This window comes from Acidobacteriota bacterium, from assembly GCA_018268895.1.
In the GTDB taxonomy this organism is placed as follows: domain Bacteria; phylum Acidobacteriota; class Terriglobia; order Terriglobales; family Acidobacteriaceae; genus Edaphobacter.
Window position 1 is genome coordinate 539,540 of sequence record JAFDVP010000001.1, and the last position, 20,784, is coordinate 560,323.

17 protein-coding genes are annotated in these 20,784 nt (G+C 60.9%); 13 read left to right on the plus strand and 4 right to left on the minus strand.

What is annotated here, in order from left to right; all coding sequences use genetic code 11:
• The first annotated feature begins 71 nt into the window (after window positions 1-71).
• The 5 genes from JSS95_02365 (at window position 72) to JSS95_02385 (ending at window position 4,200) form a co-directional block, all read left to right on the plus strand.
• Entirely contained in the window at window positions 72-893 is an 822-nt protein-coding gene (locus JSS95_02365) for an HAD family acid phosphatase (protein MBS1798650.1), read from the plus strand.
• 30 nt (window positions 894-923) lie between these two features.
• The gene (locus JSS95_02370) at window positions 924-1,967 is read left to right on the plus strand and encodes an MBL fold metallo-hydrolase (protein ID MBS1798651.1); all 1,044 of its coding nucleotides are present in this window, start codon (window positions 924-926) and stop codon (window positions 1,965-1,967) included.
• Window positions 1,968-2,114: 147 nt separating this feature from the next.
• Window positions 2,115-3,158, plus strand: coding sequence for a 6-phosphofructokinase (locus JSS95_02375; protein ID MBS1798652.1), 1,044 nt, complete (start codon window positions 2,115-2,117; stop codon window positions 3,156-3,158).
• A gap of 149 nt (window positions 3,159-3,307) precedes the next feature.
• Window positions 3,308-3,559, plus strand: coding sequence for a helix-turn-helix domain-containing protein (locus tag JSS95_02380; protein ID MBS1798653.1), 252 nt, complete (start codon window positions 3,308-3,310; stop codon window positions 3,557-3,559).
• Window positions 3,560-3,642: 83 nt separating this feature from the next.
• Window positions 3,643-4,200 carry a DNA-3-methyladenine glycosylase I gene (locus JSS95_02385; GenBank protein ID MBS1798654.1) on the plus strand — a complete coding sequence of 186 codons (558 nt, stop codon included), beginning with the start codon at window positions 3,643-3,645 and terminating at the stop codon, window positions 4,198-4,200.
• Window positions 4,201-4,216: 16 nt separating this feature from the next.
• Here JSS95_02385 and JSS95_02390 read toward each other — a convergent pair whose 3' ends face one another.
• Window positions 4,217-5,125, minus strand: a complete 909-nt coding sequence (locus JSS95_02390) for a metallophosphoesterase (GenBank protein ID MBS1798655.1) — start codon at window positions 5,123-5,125, stop codon at window positions 4,217-4,219.
• Between the two features lie 73 nt (window positions 5,126-5,198).
• On the opposite strand from JSS95_02390, the gene JSS95_02395 reads away from it, so the two are divergent.
• From JSS95_02395 to JSS95_02425, 7 genes are all read left to right on the plus strand, one after another.
• Window positions 5,199-6,284, plus strand: coding sequence for an aminopeptidase P family protein (locus tag JSS95_02395; protein ID MBS1798656.1), 1,086 nt, complete (start codon window positions 5,199-5,201; stop codon window positions 6,282-6,284).
• Between the two features lie 37 nt (window positions 6,285-6,321).
• The gene (gene accB / locus JSS95_02400) at window positions 6,322-6,822 is read left to right on the plus strand and encodes an acetyl-CoA carboxylase biotin carboxyl carrier protein (protein ID MBS1798657.1); all 501 of its coding nucleotides are present in this window, start codon (window positions 6,322-6,324) and stop codon (window positions 6,820-6,822) included.
• Between the two features lie 48 nt (window positions 6,823-6,870).
• Entirely contained in the window at window positions 6,871-8,220 is a 1,350-nt protein-coding gene (gene accC / locus JSS95_02405; protein MBS1798658.1) for an acetyl-CoA carboxylase biotin carboxylase subunit, read from the plus strand.
• 95 nt (window positions 8,221-8,315) lie between these two features.
• Window positions 8,316-8,912, plus strand: coding sequence for a thiamine phosphate synthase (gene thiE, locus JSS95_02410; GenBank protein MBS1798659.1), 597 nt, complete (start codon window positions 8,316-8,318; stop codon window positions 8,910-8,912).
• Between the two features lie 57 nt (window positions 8,913-8,969).
• Entirely contained in the window at window positions 8,970-9,884 is a 915-nt protein-coding gene (locus tag JSS95_02415; GenBank protein ID MBS1798660.1) for a glycosyltransferase family 2 protein, read from the plus strand.
• A gap of 385 nt (window positions 9,885-10,269) precedes the next feature.
• Window positions 10,270-11,754 carry an amino acid permease gene (locus tag JSS95_02420; protein ID MBS1798661.1) on the plus strand — a complete coding sequence of 495 codons (1,485 nt, stop codon included), beginning with the start codon at window positions 10,270-10,272 and terminating at the stop codon, window positions 11,752-11,754.
• Window positions 11,755-11,804: 50 nt separating this feature from the next.
• Window positions 11,805-13,352 carry an amino acid permease gene (locus tag JSS95_02425; GenBank protein MBS1798662.1) on the plus strand — a complete coding sequence of 516 codons (1,548 nt, stop codon included), beginning with the start codon at window positions 11,805-11,807 and terminating at the stop codon, window positions 13,350-13,352.
• Between the two features lie 228 nt (window positions 13,353-13,580).
• Here the strand turns inward: JSS95_02425 and JSS95_02430 are convergent, their stop codons facing one another.
• From JSS95_02430 to JSS95_02440, 3 genes are all read right to left on the minus strand, one after another.
• Complete coding sequence (locus JSS95_02430; protein ID MBS1798663.1) at window positions 13,581-16,235, minus strand: hypothetical protein; 2,655 nt, start codon at window positions 16,233-16,235, stop codon at window positions 13,581-13,583.
• A gap of 88 nt (window positions 16,236-16,323) precedes the next feature.
• Window positions 16,324-16,980 (minus strand): ABC transporter ATP-binding protein, encoded by a 657-nt coding sequence (locus JSS95_02435; GenBank protein MBS1798664.1) that lies wholly within the window; start codon window positions 16,978-16,980, stop codon window positions 16,324-16,326.
• 271 nt (window positions 16,981-17,251) lie between these two features.
• Window positions 17,252-18,655: an efflux RND transporter periplasmic adaptor subunit gene (locus tag JSS95_02440; protein ID MBS1798665.1), complete on the minus strand. Its 1,404-nt coding sequence runs from the start codon at window positions 18,653-18,655 to the stop codon at window positions 17,252-17,254.
• 305 nt (window positions 18,656-18,960) lie between these two features.
• On the opposite strand from JSS95_02440, the gene JSS95_02445 reads away from it, so the two are divergent.
• The gene (locus JSS95_02445; GenBank protein ID MBS1798666.1) at window positions 18,961-20,685 is read left to right on the plus strand and encodes a GWxTD domain-containing protein; all 1,725 of its coding nucleotides are present in this window, start codon (window positions 18,961-18,963) and stop codon (window positions 20,683-20,685) included.
• Window positions 20,686-20,784 lie beyond the last annotated feature (99 nt).

Sequence of the window (20,784 nt, forward strand, 5' to 3'; positions counted from 1 at the left end):
TGCGAAGCAATGACGTAGTCGAAGGATCTGCGGGTTGTACGACGTAGTGCAAAAGCCCGTTTGGAGGAGAGATGAAGGCTCTGTTTCGACTGTTCGGGATGCTGTCCTTGTCGGCGGCTGTCAGTGTTGGCCAGGTCACCACGGAATCCGCGCCACCGTCCTGTCCGGCGAATCCTGGCGGCAGGCCGGTAAGCATCACGCCCGCAAAGCGTCCCACCGCGGAACAGATTAGACAAACCGCCGAGACGGCGGCTGCCGACCCCTCCATCATCGTCGCGGCCGAGCCTGTGCCCAACTTCGGCACCGAGCGCTATCGCCTTGCCGACTATGCAGAGTGCGTTGGCAGCGGCGGCTGCTACTGGGCCGATCTCGACGCTCAGACCAGACGCGCCGAGGCCGCGCTTGATCGCGCCGTTGCGCTCGCAAAGCCCGGTGAGAAGCTCGCCATCGTGCTCGATATCGACGAGACGTCGATGTCCGGCTTCTGCGAGCTGCGCCGCGAAGACTACGGATTTCTTCTCGCCTCCTTCAACAGGTGGGTCGTCACTCCCGAGGCCGCTGTGCCGATTCCGGGAACGGTAAGGCTGTTCAACAAGGCGCGCGCCGCGGGCGTCGAGGTCTTCTTCATCACCGGCCGATGGGACGAGCAGCGCGATGCGACGGCGAAGAACCTGCAGCTTGCCGGCTACAAAGGGTGGAAGGGCCTCGCCCTGCGTGTCGGCCCGCAAAAACAGATGACCACTGTCGCCTACAAGAGCGAGGAGCGAAAGAAGATCGTCGATGCCGGTTACCGCATCGTATTGAACATGGGCGACCAGTGGAGCGACCTGAACGGTGATGCTCGCGGCAAGGTCAGCGTTAAGCTGCCGAATCCGTTCTACTATCTGCCTTGATGTTGCTGCACCCTGCGGAGGCGACACAAGATGAATTTGGCAGACCCGGCTGAGATCGAACAGGCCCGGAGGTTCCTGCGGCATGCCCAGCGGCAGGAGCAGCGATTTCTCAACCCGGTTCCAACATCGGTCGGCGGGTGGAGAACGCTGCGCGACGCCTTACCGCTCTACCTCAATAACAAGGAAGAGAAGTTCCCCAAGAACCCTCTCGGGCCGTTTCGCACCGACCCGGCTCTCTACGATGCCGCTCCGGCCAGCGGCCTGCGCGTTACCTGGATGGGCCACTCCTCAACGCTGATCGAGATCGATGGCATGCGCGTGCTGACAGACCCCGTATGGGACCAGCGTGCCTCGCCCTTTCGCTGGGCCGGGCCGAAGCGGTTTTTCGATGCACCGCTGCCGCTGGAAAAGCTGCCGCGCCTCGACGCTGTGCTCATCTCGCATGACCACTACGATCACCTCGGCGAATCGACGATACGAAAGCTCGCGCGCATGGACGCAATGCGCGACACCCAGTGGATCACATCGCTCGGCGTTGGAGAGATCCTTCAACAGTACGGCGTAAAGCGTCGCAGAATCGCCGAACTAGACTGGACACAAAGCATCGGCGACTCCGCGCTCCAAATCACTGCCGTTCCATCAAGACACTTCTCCGGGCGCAGCATGTTTAACCGCTTCGAGACGCTCTGGTCGGCCTTCGTGCTGAAGGGGCCAAAGCACAAGGTCTACTTCGGCGCCGACTCAGGACTGTGGGAGGGTTTCGAAGAGATCGGTCACGAGTATGGCCCCTTTGATCTCACCATGCTCGAGATCGGCGCGTACAACGAGCTGTGGAAAGACATCCACATGGGCCCCGACGGCGCGGCGCAGGCATTCGCAGACCTCGGCGGCAAGGGACTCCTGATGCCAATTCACTGGGGCCTCTTCGACCTGGCATTGCACGGATGGCGGCAGCCGATCGAGCGAATGCTCGAGGTGGCGGCTGAGAAGGGAATCGCCCTCTGGTCGCCCGAGCCCGGTGAGCCCGTCGAGGTCGTCGCCGCTACTGAGGTTCGCTCCGACTGGTGGCGCTAAAGTCAGGCCGTCTCACACAAAATCCCCATAAAAGATAATTTGTCATCCTGAGCGAAGCGCGCAGTCGAAGGACCTGCATTTTCTTACGTACAAAACCCCACCCGTCCAACTGATTTATGATTTTCCCGACGTTAAAAAGGAGATGCAATGCGCATTGGGATGTTGACGGGCGGCGGTGACTGCCCCGGTCTGAACGCTGTCATTCGTGCAGCGGTACGCAAAGGGATTCTGCACTACGGCGACGAGTTCGTCGGCTTTATGGAGGGCTGGCGCGGCGTCATTGACGACGTCACGATGCCGCTGACCATGGAGACCACATCGGGGATTCTGCAAAAGGGCGGAACGATCCTGCGCTCGTCGCGCACCAATGTGAAGAAGATCCCCGGCGGCTTTGAGAAGTGCCTTGAGGTGATCGCCAAAAATAAGCTCGACGCTCTGATCGCGCTCGGCGGAGACGACACGCAGTCCATCTCGCTGGCGCTCAGCGAGCGCGGCGTCAAGTGTGTCGGCGTTCCCAAGACTATCGACAACGACCTCAGCGGCACCGACGCCTGCTTCGGATTCGACACCGCGGTGACCATCGCAACCGAGGCGGTCGATCGCCTGCACTCCACCGCGGAGGCGCACAACCGCGTGCTGGTATGCGAGGTCATGGGACGCGACGCCGGATGGATCGCCATCACGTCAGGCATTGCAGGAGGCGCGGATGCGATCTGCGTGCCCGAGGTGCCGATCGACATTGATGAGATCTGCCGCCTGTTGAAGTACCGCCACGACCACGGCAAGAAGTTCGGCATCGTCGTGGTAGCCGAGGGTGCAAAGTTGCCCGAAGGCGACCAGGCAACGCACGGCTCGTCCGTCGACTCCTTCGGCCACGTCCGCCTCAGCGGTATCGGCCAGCAGTTGGCCGAAGAGATCGAGAAGCGCACCAAATACGAGACCCGCAGCGTCAACCTCGGACACACGCAGCGCGGCGGTACGCCCTCGGCCTACGACCGTATGCTGGCCTCCCGCTACGGCGTCAAGGCGATCGACCTTGTACACCAGGGCAGGTTCGGACGTCTGGTCGTGCTCAAGGGAACTGAGATCTCCGACATCCCTCTGGCCGATGCCATCGCAAAGACACGCACCGTCGGGCAGGATTTGCTGGATGTGATGACCGGCCTCCAGCCTCCTAAAAATGCTGTTTAGCGGTTAGTTATCAGTTATTTACTGGTAAATACCCTAAAAAATTGATTGAACGGGCGGAGAAAAGGGGATACAAAGAGTGTGCCGGGTTTCAACCGGGCTCTTCCCGGTTTTCCGCCCGTTTCTTTCTGGAATTGGAGCGTTCTTATCCAATGGCACCAATGGCACAGGCTGCACCGCGCGAGGTGATGGACATCCGGCAGGCGTCCGAGTATCTCGGCATCAGCGGAGACACGCTGTACCGTTACGCCTCTGAAGGCTTCATCCCTGCCTTCAAACTGGGGAACCGCTGGCGGTTCAAAAAATCCCTTCTCGACGCCTGGATGGACGAGAAGAGCGGTGTTGCTCCACCGCAGGCGCCCGTCTCCCCAAAGCAGAAAAAGCCCGCAGGTCGGGCACGCTAAAGGCTCGATTCTTATCTCCCTTCCTCGATCACAATCCTGTTTATTCCTTGCAGCGTTGAACCATTCGTAGAATCGAATGGACTATGAAAGAGATTGTCCGTTGTTCCTGGGCAGAGAGCGACCCTCTGCTGCGCACGTATCACGACGAAGAGTGGGGTGTTCCCGAGCACGACAGCCGCGCCCTATGGGAGAAGCTAATGCTCGATGGCTTCCAGGCTGGGTTGTCATGGCTGATCATCCTGCGCAAGCGCGATGAGTTTCGCAGGGTGTTCCACAACTTCGACCCCGAGAAGGTAGCGCGAATGAAAGACGCCGATGTGAAGCGGCTTCTCGAAAACCCCGGGATCATCCGCTCACGTGCAAAGATCGAAGCGACAATCGGAGGCGCTCGCGCCTATTTGAAGATGCAGGCCGACGGCGAGGACTTCTCAAAGTTCGTCTGGGGGATGGCGGGCGATAAGCCGATCCGCAATACAACGGGCCACGTACCCGCAAAGACTCCGCTCTCCGAGGAGATGTCAAAGGCTCTCAAAAAGAGGGGTTTCAAGTTCGTTGGGCCTGTGATCGTCTACGCGTGGCTGCAAGCGACCGGCATTGTTAACGATCACTCGTTGAATTGCTTTCGGAAATCGGCGAAGTAAGGTTAGGCCTCCCACGCTAGGACGGCTGCAACGTAATGACCGTGATCTCAGGCGGGCAGGCGAAGCGGAACGGAAGCCCGACCGCCCCGATGCCGCGATTCACATAAAGCTGCATATCCCCAAAGCGAAAGTGTCCTTCAACATACTTCTGCCCCAGCGGCGGAAGGATCAGCGGACCGTAGAAGGGGATCCGCACCTGTCCTCCGTGCGAGTGGCCCGACAGCATCAGGTCGATCATCTTTGCCTTCGGGTGCTGGACCACGGTATCGGCATAGTCGGGCTCGTGGGCCATCAGGATCACCGGGGCATCCTTCTTTTCAGGAAGCGTAAGATCCAGATCGGGGTGGCCGTTGCCGATATCATCCGTTCCGCACAGCCAAAACCGTGAGCCGCCCCGTTCGATCGCCACATGCTGGTTGACGAGTACGGGAATCTTGAACGATCGCAGTGCCCCCGTCACCAGCGACGGACTTACCGCGACATCGTGGTTGCCAAGAATCGTGTAGGTCTCGGGCGCCTTGAGCTGGCTCAGTATCTCCGCCGCCCGGTGCGCGGCATGTTTGCTGGCAACAAAGGTGAGCGAACCCCGGGTCACGAAGTCGCCGGTCACCAGCACGAGGTCGGGCGTGAGCGCATTGATCCGATTGACGACGTGTTCGAGGAACAGAGGCTCCGTGAACTCGTCCAGGTGGATGTCCGATATCTGCACGATGCGGAAGCCGTGGAACTCCGTTGGAAGATCCACAATCCGCATCGTCGTCTCCACCTTGTCGATCACGTGCCTGGCAATCTCGCCCGAATAGAAGGCCAGTCCGGCTGCGGTTACACCCGATCCAACAATAAAAGTGCGGCGGGAGAACCTCGCTGGTGACGGTCTCGATTTGGACAACTCCGGCGGCGAAGAAACGCCCTGGGGAGAGGACATAGTTCATGATAGCGGTTCCGAAGGAGTAAATCTCCTCCGGCACATGCCCCATTGGTTGAGTAGAATCAAAGGGATGAACTTTCAGGCACGGAAGAGACGGGCGGCGGCGGCGGCGAAGACTGCCGGGTTGGATGGCCTGCTGATCACCCATCTTCCCGATGTGCGCTATCTCTCTGGCTTTACAGGTTCAAACGCCGCGCTGGCACTCGCTGGCGGACGCGCTGTTCTGTTTACCGACGGCCGCTATACCGTCCAGGCAAAGGCTGAGGCGGTGGGAACCCAGGTCGTGATCGCCAATAAGCCCGCAACTCCATCGGCCTGTGAATGGCTTGCAAATAAAGGGGTTAGACGCTGCGGCTTCGATGCGGCGAATACCACCGTCGCCGCGCTCGAAGCCATGCGCAAGGCTGTCCCGGCGAAGCTGAGGCGTGGAATGTTTGTTGCTTCCGAGTCCCTTGTCGCCCGTCTGCGCGAGGTGAAGGATGCGGACGAGGTGGTGAAGATTCGCCGTGCCGCGCTGCTGGGTTGTGAGCTGTTTGACCAGATGCTCGGCTATCTGAAGCCAGGGCTTACCGAGATGCAGGTGGCAGCAGAGCTTGAACATGCAGCCCGTCTGGCTGGAGCGGAAACCATGTCGTTTGAGACGATTGTCGCCAGTGGTGAACGTAGCGCTTTACCTCATGGACGTGCCAGCGCGACGAAGCTCCCAAAGCGCGGCTTCGTCACCATGGACTTTGGCGTCGTGCTCGACGGCTACATGAGCGACATGACTCGCACCGTGCACCTTGGCAAGGCGCTTGAGGGCGAGCGGGAAGTGTATGATGCGGTTCTGGAAGCGCAGGAAGCAGCGGTCGCGGCAGTCGCCCCGGGAGTAACGGCGGGTGATGTCGACGAGGCCGCGCGAAGCATTTTGCGCCGGGCGGGGCTGGACAAGTTCTTTACCCACTCGACCGGCCACGGTGTAGGACTGGAGATTCACGAGGGCCCAAGGCTCGCTGCGAAACAGACGCAGCCGCTGAAGGCAGGGATGGTGATCACGATCGAACCGGGAGTCTATATGCCCGGAAAGTTCGGTCTGCGGATCGAGGATATGGTTTTAGTGACGGCGTCGGGTGGCGAAGTGCTGACGCCGAGTGTGAAGGCCTGGATAGAGCTGTAATAACGTAGCAAGTGCCGCAACAGGCACGGGAGAGATGATGGACGGAACAAAGATGCAAGAGCTGCGCGAACTGGTCGAATTCCTCAAGGCGAACGAGATCGCAGAATTCGACATGGAGCAGGCGGATCTGAAGGTTCGGATCAAGTTTGCGGGCGAGCCTGCTGCGGTCCAAAGCAGCCTGGACCTGGCGCAGTTGAGCAGGCTAATGGCTTCTGCTCCGGTGGCTGCTGCTCCGGTAGCGCACGCCCACGTTGCGGCTCCCGCGCCTGCTGCTGCTCCTGCCGCTGTGGAAGAGAAGTTGCACGAAGTCAAATCGCCCATCGTCGGAACCTTCTACGACTCGCCAGCGCCCGGAGCGCCTGCGTTTGTACAGATTGGCGACCAGGTTGAAGTCGGCCAGGTGCTTTGCATCGTCGAGGCGATGAAGCTGATGAACGAGATCGAATCCGACGTTGCCGGTGAAGTGGTCAAGCGCATCGGCGTCAGTGGCCAGCCGGTCGAGTACGGGCAGCCGCTGTTCGAAATCCGTCCACGATAGTTCCACGGTAGCTACAATCCAACGGTTCGACGGAAGGCATCTGGATTTATGTTTCGGAAGGTATTGATTGCAAATCGTGGGGAGATTGCACTGCGCGTGATCAGCGCGTGCAAGGAGATGGGCATCCGCACGGTGGCGGTTTACAGCGAGCCGGACAGAAATTCGCTGCATGTGAAGTTTGCCGATGAGGCGATCTGCATCGGCCCCGCGCGTTCTGCCGAAAGCTACCTCAACGTTCCCGCGGTCATCTCCGCGGCTGAGATCGCCGACGTCGATGCGATTCATCCCGGTTACGGTCTCCTCAGCGAGAATGCAAACTTCGCCGAGGTCTGTCGCGCCTCGAACATCAAGTTCATCGGGCCTCCGCCCGAGGTCACACGCATGATGGGCGAAAAGTCCACCGCGCGCCAGACCATGAAGAAGGCCAAAGTTCCTATCCTGCCCGGCTCCGACGGCGTCATCGCCGGTGAAGGCGAAGCGCTCGAATGGGCGAAGAGCGTCGGCTATCCCGTCATCCTGAAGGCAGTGGCCGGCGGCGGTGGTCGCGGTATGCGTATCTGCCGCAACGCCGAGGAGCTACCCGGCCTCTACAACCAGGCCTCCACCGAGGCGGCAAACGCCTTCGGCAACGGCGACCTCTACATGGAGAAGTTCATCGAGCGCCCGCGCCACATCGAGTTCCAGGTGCTCGCCGACGAGCACGGCAACGTGATGAGCCTCGGCGAACGCGAGTGCTCGATCCAGCGACGTCATCAGAAGCTCATCGAAGAGGCCCCCAGCCTTCAGGTGACGCCCAAGCTGCGCGAAGAGCTCGGCAAGACCATCCGCAGGTCGCTCGAGAACATCGGCTACTGGAACGCCGGGACCATCGAGTTCCTGATGGACGAAGACGGCAAGATCTACTTCATCGAGATGAACACCCGCATTCAGGTGGAACACTGCGTTACGGAGATGGTCACCGGCATCGACCTCGTCAAGGCGCAGCTTCGCATCGCCGCAGGCGAGAAGCTGAACTCGATCGTCACCGGCCCCGTCGAGATTCGCGGCCACGCGATCGAGTGCCGCATCAACGCCGAGCACCCGGAGAAGTTCACCCCCAGCGCAGGCAAGATCACGGCCTTCAACGTTCCCGGCGGCAATGGTGTACGAGTAGATACCGCCCAGTATGCTGAAGGCGTGGTGCCGCCTTACTATGACTCCATGATCGCCAAGCTCATCTGTCACGGCAAAGACCGCGAAGAGGCGATGAACAAGATGCAGCGCGCGCTGAGCCAGTTCGTCGTGCAGGGAATCCACACCACGATCCCGCTGCACCAGAAGATCTTCGCCGACGAAGAGTTCCGCTCCGGCAAGTTCGACACCAAGTTCATGGAACGGTTCCTGGAACGTCAGAAATAGGGGCGGGAGGGCCCGACGTGGGAAAATCTGCACGCCGCCGGTCGCCATCGCGCCTCCCCATACTTCCGCGCCTGTATCCCATCGTGGATGCCGCGATGCTTCAGGCGCGCAACCTCACACTCTTCGATTTCACCAGCGAGCTGCGCGATGCCGGCGTGACGTTGTTGCAGTACCGCGACAAGCGCGGTACCCAGGAAGAGATTCTGCGCAACGCAAAGATCGTGCAGGAGGTTTTTCGCGGCGTCGAGTGCACCCTCATCATGAACGACGATCCTGTGCTTGCGATGCTCTCGGACTGGAACGCCGTCCATGTGGGACAAGGCGACACCGCGGTCGAAGATGCACGGGCTGTGCTGCTGCCCGAAGGCATCGTCGGTTGTTCGACCCACAACGACCGGCAGGTCGCAGTGGCCAATAAAGCCGGTGCGGACTACATCGCCATCGGCCCCGTCTTTGCCACGACAACCAAGCCGGACGCCGAGCCCGTCGTCGGCCTCGAAGGCGTGCGCAACGCCCGCGCTCTCACCTCGCGCCCCCTGGTCGCCATCGGCGGAATCACGCCGGAGAACGCCGCAAGTGTCATTGAAGCGGGCGCAGACTCGGTCGCGGTGATCGGCGCTCTCCTGCAACCCGATGCAAGGCCGGCAGACCTCGTAAAGAAGTTTCTCGAAAACATGCCCGGCGGACAATGAATTCAGCGCGGCTTTGGCCGTCGAGGGATACGCCAGCAACGCGGAGAAGGAAACTGGATGGCAGTATTCGAAGCGAAACAATCTCAAGCCGGATCGGTGACGGTCATCATTTCGGTGCACAACAGCGAACGATACGTTCGTTGCGCTCTCGACAGCGTTCTGAAGCAGACCCACGCCGTCGGCCAGGTCGTCGTCGTCGATAGCGGCTCCACAGATTCAACCCGCCAGGTCGTCGCGCAGGAGTACTCCGGCCGCGCAATGCTCATCGAGCAGCAGGCCGAGAACCCCGCAAGCGCCCGTAACGCTGGCCTGCGCGCCGCGACCGGCGAGTTCATCGCCTTCCTCGATGCCAGCGACCTCTGGGAGCCGGAGAAGATCGCCACCCAGCTTCACGCTCTCGCGCAGCATCCCGATGCCGTCGCCTGCTACACCGGCCTCCGCATCGTCGGCGACAGCGGCGAACACCTCGTCGACCTGAACCCGCCCGATCCTTCTACTCTGCGCCAAGTCCTGCGCTGGTCGAACCCCGGCATCCCGCTTTCATCCGTTCTGCTGCGGCGCTCGGCGCTCGAAAGACTTGGCGCAGGCTTCGACGAGCGGCTCAACGGGTGCGAAGACTGGAACCTCTGGTTGCGCCTCATCGCGCACGGGCCGTTCTGCGTCTGTCCTGAGCCGCTGACAGACTACCGCTCCAGCGCCGACAGCCCCGCAGAAGACGCAGGCCACATGTACGACGACTTCATGAAGATGCTGGACGACGTGCTTCTGGCCGGCCTTCACGGTATCGGCCGCGCCATCTGGCGTCGCCGCATCATGAGCTATCAGGCATTCAAGGCATGTCTTACGGCGCGCGCCGCGGGCGACAAGGAGGCCGAGCGGCACTTCATGATGAAGTCCGTCTCGGACTGGCCCTCGCCCTTCTGGGCACCCGAGAGGTTCCGCTACTTCGCCGTCACCGCAATGAGGGCATAGCTTATGAAGCCCCACACCGGGTGCCCCATCTTCGCCGCGAAGCGGCTAAGGTGGGATCATTCGCGCAACGCGCGAACTGCCCTCTCTGAAGTGCAGACGGGCAATTCAGAGCGAAGTGCAGGCAGCAGCTCAGGGCCAACGGCCCGCAACATATCAGCCTGGGCCGACAGGCCAGGGTCAGCAATCCCAACGCGACCGAAGCGCTGAAAGCGCGACACAAAATCCAGCCTCAAATGCTGTGTGCACCATTCATGGCATGAACCGCTAGTCGAGATAACAATCATGCAAGACTTTCCCGCATATTTCCGGTAGAACATACAGCAACGTGAAAACTTCCGAAGAGAGACTGGTTGCATCTCCCGCCGCGCCGCAGTTCGTGCAGGGGATGGGCCTTTACTCCGCCACCGCCATCGTCATGGGGTCGATGATCGGGTCGGGCATCTTCATCGTCTCGGCCGAGATGTCGCGCACCCTGGCCTCGCCCGCTCTGCTGATTGCGGCATGGCTGGTGACAGCGGTGATGACCATCATCGGAGCGCTCAGCTACGGCGAACTCGCCGCAATGATGCCAAAAGCGGGCGGACAATACGTCTACCTTCGCGAAGCCCTCGGCCCCCTATGGGGCTTTCTTTATGGCTGGACACTCTTCCTCGTCATCCAGACAGGGACCATCGCTGCCGTCGGCGTCGCCTTCGGCAAGTTCCTCGGCATTTTCTTTCCCTCCATCGGCACGAGCAACTGGCTGTGGCACTTCGGCCGCGTTCCCGCCTGGCACGTCGGCCCGATGGTCCTCGGTAACATGGACATCGGCGTCAACACCGCCAATCTCACAGCGATCGTCATCATCGTCCTGCTGACGCTGCTGAACACGCGCGGCATCAGGATGGGCGCTGCCATTCAGAATCTCTTCACCTCGGCGAAGGTGCTGGCCCTCGCCATCGTCGTCCTCGTCGGCGTCGTGGTGCGCGACCCGGTAGCCATTGCTGCGAACTTCGGCGCAGGCTGGCACAATTTCTGGGCAGGCGCCGGCTGGGGTTCGCTGCACCCCGCCCAGCCCGGCGGCACGGAGCTCGTCGGAATCCTCACCATCGTCGCCATCGTGCAGGTGGGGTCGCTCTTCAGCGCCGACGCCTGGAACAACGTCACCTTTACCGCCGGCGAGATCCGCAACCCGAAGCGCAATCTTCCGCTCTCGCTCGCCATCGGCACCGGCGTGGTGCTGCTGCTCTATATCCTCTGCAACTTCGTCTACCTCAGCGTGCTTCCCATGGCGGGCGACCCGCACGGCACCACGATCGTCGCGCGGGGAATTCAGTACGCGCAGGAAGACCGCGTCGCCACCGCCGTCATGGAGCGCGCCTTCACCGGCTGCGGAGCCAGGCTGATGGCGCTGGCCATCCTCGTCTCCACCTTCGGCTGCGCCAACGGTATGCTGCTGGCCGGCGCTCGCGTCTACTATGCGATGAGCCGCGACGGCCTGTTCTTCAAGTCGGTGGGCAAGCTTAATGAGAAGTCAAAGACGCCGGTAAACTCGTTGTGGCTTCAGTGTGCCTGGACATGCCTGCTCTGCATCTCAGGCAGCTACGGGCAACTGCTGGATTACGTGATCTTTGCCGTGCTCGTCTTCTATATCCTGACGATTCTCGGCCTCTTCGTCCTGCGCAGAAAGCGGCCCGACGTCTCCCGCCCCTATCGGGCATTTGGATATCCAGTCCTGCCGGCACTGTATATCGTCATGGCAGTCTGGATTTGTCTTGTACTATTGCGTTACAAACCTCAATACACGTGGCCGGGCCTGATTCTCGTCCTGCTCGGCGTTCCGGTATATCTCGTCTGGAAGCGTTTGGGGAATGCAGCGTCGTTAGCCTGAAGCGATTTTGCCAGCAGGTGAGATGAGAAAGAGGAGGGAGATCGATACTGATGTTGAAGCTGTTGGCAACAAAGCCGTTGGAGGCGATTCTAGGTGAGGCCGCCGAAACAGGCGAACATACGCTGAAACGATCTCTGGGTGCGAGCAATCTTGTAGCTCTTGGGATTGGCGCCATTATTGGGACCGGCATTTTTGTGTTGGCCGGTCCAGCTGCCGCGATCTATGCCGGGCCGGGAGTCGTTTACGCGTTTATTCTGGCGGCGGTCGCCTGTGTCTTTGCGGGACTCTGCTATGCAGAATTCTCGGCGATGATCCCGGTAGCCGGGTCGGCATACACATACGGATACGCGACGCTGGGCGAGATATTTGCATGGATCATTGGGTGGGACCTTGTGCTGGAGTACGCCTTCGGCGCTGCAACAGTCTGCTCCGGATGGAGTGGGTATGTCTTGAGTCTGGGGCAGGATTTCGGGCTGCGCCTGCCACCAGAACTGGCTGGAACGCCAGGTTCGGAGTTCGTGCTCTACAACGGTCATTGGGAATATCTGGGCAGGATCGGAGCGAAGCTGACAGAGCTGGGAATCGATCCGGCAACGCTACCGCATCGCTATGGCGTCTTCAACCTGATTGCTTTTGTTGGGATTCTGCTGGTGACGACCATTCTGGTGATCGGCATTAAGGAATCGGCGAACTTCAACAGCCTGATCGTCGCGGTTAAGTTGGCAGTGCTGGTAATTTTCATTGCCCTTGGTGGATACACGTTGATGCACCATCGTGAACTCATGGCCAACTGGCATCCGTTCTTGCCGCCGAACACTGGGAAATTCGGGCAATTCGGTTATTCCGGCGTCCTGCGCGCGGCCGGAGTCATCTTCTTCGCTTATATCGGGTTCGATGCGGTATCCACCGCGGCCCAGGAGGCGAAGAATCCGAAGCGGGACATGCCGATGGGGATTCTGGGATCGCTCGTGCTCTGCACGATTCTGTACATCCTGGTATCGGGCATACTTACCGGACTGGTGAATTACAAGGATCTGGATGTGCCGGACTCTCTTGCCGTTGGCATCGACGTGACCGGTGTTCGATGGGGAAGCCTACTCGTGAAGCTTGGGGCTCTCGGCGGACTTTCGAGCACCATGATCGTGATGTTGCTTGGGCAGAGCCGGGTGTTCTTTTCCATGTCCAAGGACGGATTGCTGCCGAAATTTTTCAGCAATGTGCACCCGAAGTTCAGGACCCCCTGGATCTCGTCGATAACCGTGGGACTGGTGGTAGCCGTCTTCGCCTCTACGATTCCGCTGGCAAAGCTCGGAGAGATGACGAGCATCGGCACATTGCTGGCGTTCATCATTGTTTGCGCGGGAACCCTGGTGTTGCGGCGAAAGCGTCCCGACATTCCCAGGCCATTCAAAGTTCCATGGATGCCATTTACGGCAATAGCGGGAATCCTGGTCTCGTTTGCCATGATGCTGGGATTGCCGCTCGATACCTGGATTCGCTTGATTGTCTGGTTGGCAGTTGGTCTGGTGATTTATTTCGCGTATAGCAGACACCATAGCAAGGTGCAGCAGAAAGTAAACCAGGGCGCATTGGAATAGGCGTGCTGTCCGCGAGAGTTGCAACAGAAGAGAGAAGGAGAGCCGAGTTCCATAAGGCCAACGCCCGGCGGAGCTCGGCTTTCTCTTGTTAAAGCGGATTTCTTGTGCCGTAGAGCATTTTCCTCGCAGGTGTAGTCTTCAGGGCCGAAGGCCCGCAACATAACAGCCTGGGCCGACAGGCCTGGGTACGCAATGCCAACACAAACGAAGCGCTGTAAGCATGCCGCCCTAATGCGTCTGGTGCTCTGGCGGTGCGGGTGTCGGCGCAGCAGGCGTCTGCGGTGCAGCGGCCGGTGGAGTCGTCACTGCCGGTTCAGGCTGCTCCGTCGCCGGGGTCGCGGTTGCAGCAGGCGGCGGTGGAGCGGGCACGGGCTGCGGTCCGCGTTGGATCTGCGGCGCAAGGCTCACCAGATTGGCCGACTCCGGTTCGTCCCGCAGCTTCAGGTAGAAGCCGGACTTCGGTGGCCTCGGCATACTCAGCGTATTGCCGACAAAGCCCTCCGGCACATCCACGGCCGTCCCGAAGTCCGAGGTGGTCGAAAGGGCGTCGACCAAATAAAGATTCGAGCCGGTCAGCTTGCACGCCGCCGCCGGATCGAACGGGCAATGTAGCGTGTCGAGCGTTGGCAGGCGAACGAGCGTAGCCAGAGGAATCCAGTCGCCCGGTGTCCCATCGGGACCAAGCGCGCGCAGCCGCACCGGGCCAAACGCCGAGGTTCCGAAGGCCTTCAGCGGGTCGAAGGTGCCGAGAACCGTATGCGAGTTCTGAAGCACCAGCGAACCCGCGGTGACGGAGAGCGTGGTGCGCATCGTCTCGTCTTCGTCCGCAATCTCCACCTGCGCGTTGCGGGGGAAGGGGGCCTTCGAGCGCAGCGAGAAGGTCAGCCGCTGCGTGATTGGCAGGTCGTCCGGGTTCGCAAGGTGAATCGGAGATCCCGTGGGCTGGTTCACCGATTTGTTCAGCAACGCAACCTCAAGGCGCGAGCTGGTGATGTTCACCGGGACCGACAGGGTGCGGCCGTCGTTCAGAACGACTTTAGCTATGAGCCTGTCGCCGGGCTTCAAGGCGGGCGCGGGAGCATTGGGCGGCAGCGTAAACGACAGTGTCTGCGAAGTCTCGCTGCGCGGAACAGCCGCGGGACTGCCCGAAGGCGTGAAGACGAGTGTGTCGAGCGTGATCTGGCGCACCTGCTCCAGGCTGGTGCCCGTCAGTATGGCCTTCGTGTCGCCTGCGTGCAGGTTCAGGCTCGCAAGCTGCGACGGCTCGGAGAAGGTCTGCGCCGTCACCGAGGCCACATCGTGATCGCCGAACTGGCGCACCTTGAGATGAATGGCGCCGGGATCTACCGACTTCAACGAGAGACTTACATCCACCGTGCTCGGCTTGTCCGACTGCTTCCACTTCACGTCCACCTGTCTGCCGCTGGGCCGCTCCAGCGTGATCGTGTCGATGCAGGCGGTGCCCGAGGACGACAGGTTCAGGTGGTTCTCGCGCCCGGCGATCAGTACGCCCTCCGACGACAGCTTCCACCCCGTTCCCGGAACGTCCTGCAAGGGAAGCGTTGGCCCGGTGAAGGGGTCGAAGCCCCAGTGGCCCATGATCGTTCCTGTGACAGCGGTGCGCGGAGCATCCGGGTCGGTCGGCTCCTTGACCTTACCCTGATCGGCATTATCGGCAACCGGCGCGGCAGCTTCTTCAGATGGCGACGGCAGCGCCTTGCGTTCCTTTGCCGGAGCAATCACAAGCCCGCCCTTGTAGGCATCAGCCTCCAGCGGAATGTCGGCCCGCGGTGCGCCACCCGTCACATGCAGATACAAGTCGTGCGCAAAGCCCGTGGAGAAGACCAGAGGCGCGCCCTCGACCGGCAGAACGACCGTTGGCTCCAGCAGGCAGGTGACATGCCGCGACTCAGCCGCGCGCAGCGGCGGAGGCACCGCCTTCTGGATCGAAGGCAGCCCGATCACGATCACCGACTTCGGGTTGTGGAACGACGGCGGCGTGTTCAGCCGCAGGTTAAGCTGCTCCACCCTGGGAAACGCGATCGCAGGGATGTACTGGTACTGGGCTGTGTGCAGGTTGCTGGTCAGGCGCACCAGATCGACCACCGCACCGACGTATGCGCTGTACATACCCCCTCCCATCACAGCGGTACGCGAGGCCGCCCCGATAAAGGCGGAGGTATCGCCACTCGACAGCATGGAGGCCACAGTCTCCCCATGCCCGTCGTTCAGCAGGGTCTGGGTCCCGGTCTGGGTGAGGCAGTTGTACTGCTGGTCGACAGGCTTGGTGAAGCACTCCTGGTTCGGTCTCAGGTTCAGCGTGCGCGCAAGAAAGTTTGAGTGGTCGAGCAGGGCCTTGGGATCTCCTGGAGGCGTCTGGCGGATCGAATCAAGGTACTTCTCGATGCGGGCCTGCTCGAAGCCGGCCTCCGACAGGTCCTGTGAGGCGCGGACGAAGATGCCGGGGCGTCCCTGCACGGCCGAGCGCAGCGTGCTGAAGTCGCCGCCGGTCTCAGGGGCGAGGAAGAGGATGGCCTGCTGCGCCTCCTCGGGCACGGTGATCGTGACCCCCTCCTCGCGCACCTTCTTGTTCCATGTCTCGATCTTGGTGAACCAGCTATCCGGCGGAGGGTTGGTCGTTCCCCGCAGGAACACCGCTACCAGAAGGTAGTGGACCGACTGCGTGCGAGGAAGGTCGGCAAACAGCCACAGCTTGTCGCCAGCCTGAAGATTGGGGACAGAGGCGATCGGCAACGTCTTGTCCCCGCGGGTGACGCGAACGTCGATGCGTGGGCCAACGAGGTCGAAGCGTCCGGAGTCAGCGCGCAAAGCGGCAGAGCCAAACGGCAGCGTAACAGATAGAGCAAGAGCTATGGCCTTCAGGCGACCGGACAGAAATGCCATCATTCCATCTTAGACGGCTGGCAACGCCAGAGTGGATGGCAAAGCGGGGCAAATCCCCTAATGTGCTCTACTGATTACGTTTGCGGGGAGAAAGATGATCGCCCGCAATGACGCCGTCACGGATGGTGACGATGCGGTGGGCATATTCGGCGATGTCGGGCTCGTGGGTGACGAGGATGATCGTGTTCCCCTTGGCATGGAGATCGTCGAACAGCGCCATAATCTCGTCGCCGGTCTTCGAGTCCAGGTTACCGGTCGGCTCGTCGGCAAGGATGATGGATGGGTTGTTGATCAGCGCGCGGGCGATGGCGACGCGCTGCCGCTGGCCGCCCGAGAGCTCGTTTGGCTTGTGCAACATGCGGGTGCCGAGGTTGACGCTCTCAAGCGTGGCCTTGGCGCGTTCGGTGCGTTCGGCGGCAGGGGTGCCGTTGTAGATCAGCGGCAGCTCTACGTTGTGCAGGGCGGTGGCGCGGGCCAGCAGGTTGAAGGTCTGGAAGACGAAGCCGATCTCTTTATTGCGAATGCGAGCCAGTTCGTCGTCGTTCAACTCGGAGACATCGTGCCCGTTAAGCCAGTACTTGCCCTGCGTCGGCGAGTCGAGGCAGCCGATCAGGTTCATCAGCGTCGACTTGCCCGATCCCGAAGGACCCATGATGGCAACGTACTCGTTGTGGCGAATGCGCAGGTTCACGCCCCTCAGCGCGTGTACCTCCTGGTCGCCCATCTCGTAGGTCTTCCAGAGATTGTCGGTGACGATAACGTCGCCTGGCCGGGGGCCGGCTGCCGTGCTTGTAGTGGTCTCGACTGCGGTTTCGATAGCCATCCGGTTCTCCGGTGCGGTTAGGTTACAGGATAGTACGTTTCACTGAACAGGTACGTCCGAAAGTGGGCGCAGGTTCCCTCCATGGAACCGCAGCCGTGAATTCGGGAGAGAAAAGGAGCCAGTGGCGAAGCGCTGTCTCCGCGCCTCGCCCAGCACAGCACTACCGCCGGGGCTATGACTTGTCTGCCTCGGTCTCAGGTGTGTTGTCTCTTTTGACTGGCGTGCCACTCTTAAGGGTGCGAAGAATTTTGTACCGCCCGGTGACGATCTCGTCGCCCGGTTTCAGCCCGCTGAGGACCTCGATCTCGGTCGCGCCGGTGATGCCGGTCGTGACTGGAACAAAGATGGCCCTGAGCTTCTTCTTCTCGGTTTCAATAACGTAGACGCCCTGGACCGCCGGGGCCTTGGTCGATGTCTGGCTGGCGCCCGCGGTAGCGACCGCGCCTGCGCTGGGCGGCTTGCCGCCGTTCGCTGCAAGCGCCTTCTCCGTCGCGGGAACGCGCTGCACCAGCGCCTGGATCGGGATGGTCAGCACATTTTGCTGGTGCGCCGTGGTGATCTTCGCCGTAGTCGACAGGCCGGGACGAAGATCGTCCGAGGGCTGATCGAGGGTGACGACTACTTTGAAGTCCTTGGCCTCCTCGGTGCCGGTCGTGCTCTGCGTGGTCGAGAGCCCCGTGGTGCGCAGCAGCGCCTGGTCGCCGACCTCGGTGACGTGGCCCTTGAAGACGCGCCCGGGAAGGGCATCGACCGTGACGTCGGCGGGCTGGTTCAGCTTGATGTTGACGATGTCGGTCTCATCGACCTTGACCTCGGCTGTGATGACCGACATATCGGCCAGCGTCATGATGGTCGAGCCGCCGGCGTTCTGGATACCGACCACAACCGTCTCACCCTCGCGCACAGGAACGTTGGTGACCAGCCCGTCAAACGGCGCGCGGCTGATGGTCTTGTCGAGCGAGTCGTAGTTGGCGCGCTGCGAGGCGACCGCCTGGTTCACATGCGCGCGCTGCGAGGCCGTCTGCGCCTTGGCCTGAGCAGCTGCCGCCTGACGCTGGGCCAGCGTGGCGACCGACATGTCGTAGGCCGCCTTCTTGGCGTCGAAGTCCTGCTTGGCGATCAGCTTCTCGTTGTAGAGCTGCTGGGCGCGCTGGAAGTCGAGGTTCTTCTGCTCGAGGTCGGCCTTGGCCTGGGCGATGTTGGCCTCGGCGGTGCGTTCGGCTGCTACCAGGCTGTTGACGTCCGTCCGCGAGCTGTCGATCGCCGCCTGCTGCGCCGAGACCGTGGCGGAGGGCTGAACGTTCTCCACCGTGGCCAGCACTGTGCCCTTCTTGACATGGTCGCCTTCCTTCACGTTCAGGTGCGTAATGCGGCCAAAGGCCGTCGCTCCCACGTTGACGTAGGTCTTGGGCTTGATCTGCCCGGTACCGTTGACGATCGAGACGAGGTCCTGCCGGACGGCCTTGCCCGTAGCGACCTTGGTAACAGAATTCTGGCTATGGACAATGCTCGCGGCGACGATGCCTGCGATAACAAGCACACCCACTGCGATCAGGACAATTTTTTTAGCGCTCATCGATTTGCTGTTCTCTGGGCTTTCTGGCTTTCTATGGACCCGCCTCTCCTCAGATGAGGGGGGCGCGTTAAAGTAGCGGCAAAAAAGAAGATACGGAAGCTGGATGAATTAGGTTCCGCCGAATCTTCCGGCCGGCCGGTACGCTGCCGGCTGGACTTGGCTGCCCAAAACCATGGAGCGTGCGTCTATTCAACACAGGCTTTGTTGCGGAATCATATCAGGGGCATAATCCAATGTTCCACCCTTGTAACCACCATGGAACCGGCACTACAATAGAGGTTGGTAACAGGAGTATTTCCAGCATCATGAAGACCTCCCGGCTCTTTGTCCTTGGTACAACGTTTCTTACGCTTGCGCTGCCTGGCAGCCAGTGGCTCGCCGCGCAGTCCAGCGCGCAGGACGGCGTGACCCAGACCAAGCCGGTCGAGGAGAAGCCCGACCCTCTGAAGCGGCAGCCAAGCGACAAGGAACGTTTCGCCCAGCAGAAGGCGCTCCGGCAGGAGTTGAAGGGCGTCTACAAGAAGTGGCTGGACGAGGACGTTCGCTGGATCATTACCGACCAGGAGATGTCGGCATTCAAATCGCTCGCCAACGATGAGGAGCGCGACACCTTCATCGAAAACTTCTGGCTCCGCCGCAACCCGAACCCGGATTCGCCGGACAACGAGTACCGCGACGAGCACTACCGCCGCATCGCCTATGCCAACGAGCACTTCGCCGCGGGCAAGCCGGGCTGGAAGACAGACCGCGGCCATATATACATCGCTTTCGGCAAGCCGGACTCGACCGAATCGCACCCCAGCGGCGGAAACTATCAGCGCCCGATCGAGGAAGGCGGCGGAAATACCTCGACCTATCCCTTCGAGACGTGGCACTACCGCTATATCCAGGGAATCGGCGACAACATCGACATCGAGTTTGTCGATACGTGCATGTGCGGCGACTATCACATGACGATCGACCGCTCGGAAAAAGACGCGCTCAAATACGTGCCGGGGGCCGGTGCAACGCTGTACGAGCAGATGGGACAGTCTGAAAAGAAAGACCGCTTCTCAGGCGGCGGACTCGAGCAGCTCGGGGCCGGTCCCATGTCGACGATGAACCAGTCCAAGCAGTTCGACCGCTTGAACACTTACGCAAAACTGATGGCCGCGCCCGAGATCAAGTTCAAAGATCTTGAGAGCTATATGGTCAGCTCGAAGATCCTCACCGGGCCGCCGTTCCTCTTCGACGTGCGCACCGACTATGTGAAGGTCACCAACGACACCATCCTGGTGCCAGTGACGCTGCAGATCCGCAACAAGGACATCACCTTCAACAACAAGGACGGCGTCGCCACCGGCACCGTCAATATCCTTGGCCGCGTCTCGAACCTGAGCCATCGCCCCATCCAGACGTTCGAGGACACGGTGAAGGTCGAAGTGCCGAGCGACCTGCTGGGCCGCACCCAGAACAACGCATCGGTCTACTGGAAGGCGCTTCCTCTGCGCCCCGGCCTCTACAAGGTCGACATCGTCATTAAGGACGTCAATAACCCCGACCACATCGGGACGTGGCGCCGCAGCATCAACGTTCCCAAGTATGATGACGACCGGCTGGCCGCCTCCTCGCTCATCCTGGCCGACCAGATGGAGCGGGTGCCCTCGAAGGACATCGGCGCCGGAAACTTCGTCATCGGCAACACCCGGATTCGTCCCAGGGTATCCTCTGGCGGTTCGCAGCCTGTGACTTTCCACCGCAATCAGAACTTGAACTTCTGGATGCAGGTGTATAACCTTGGCATCGACGAAAAGAGCAAGCAGAACGGCGCGAAGATCGAGTACCAGGTCACCAATATGGGGACCAACCAGACGATCCTTCAGACCGAGGAGCTTACGTCGAAGACAAACCCGAATGCGGACCAGGTGACGCTGGAGCGGTCGATGCCGCTGGCCAGCCTGGAGCCGGGCAAATATCAGATCACCATCAAAGTGGATGATGGGATCTCCAAGCAGCAGATCGCAGAGTCTGCGCCGTTTGTAGTCGATTGATTTGTTTTGCTGGAGTAACTTCCAGGTATTCAGGCAGAAGGCGACACAGTTACGCGGACAGCATCGGCGGTAACTGGTCCCAGGCGCGACCTCTCAACG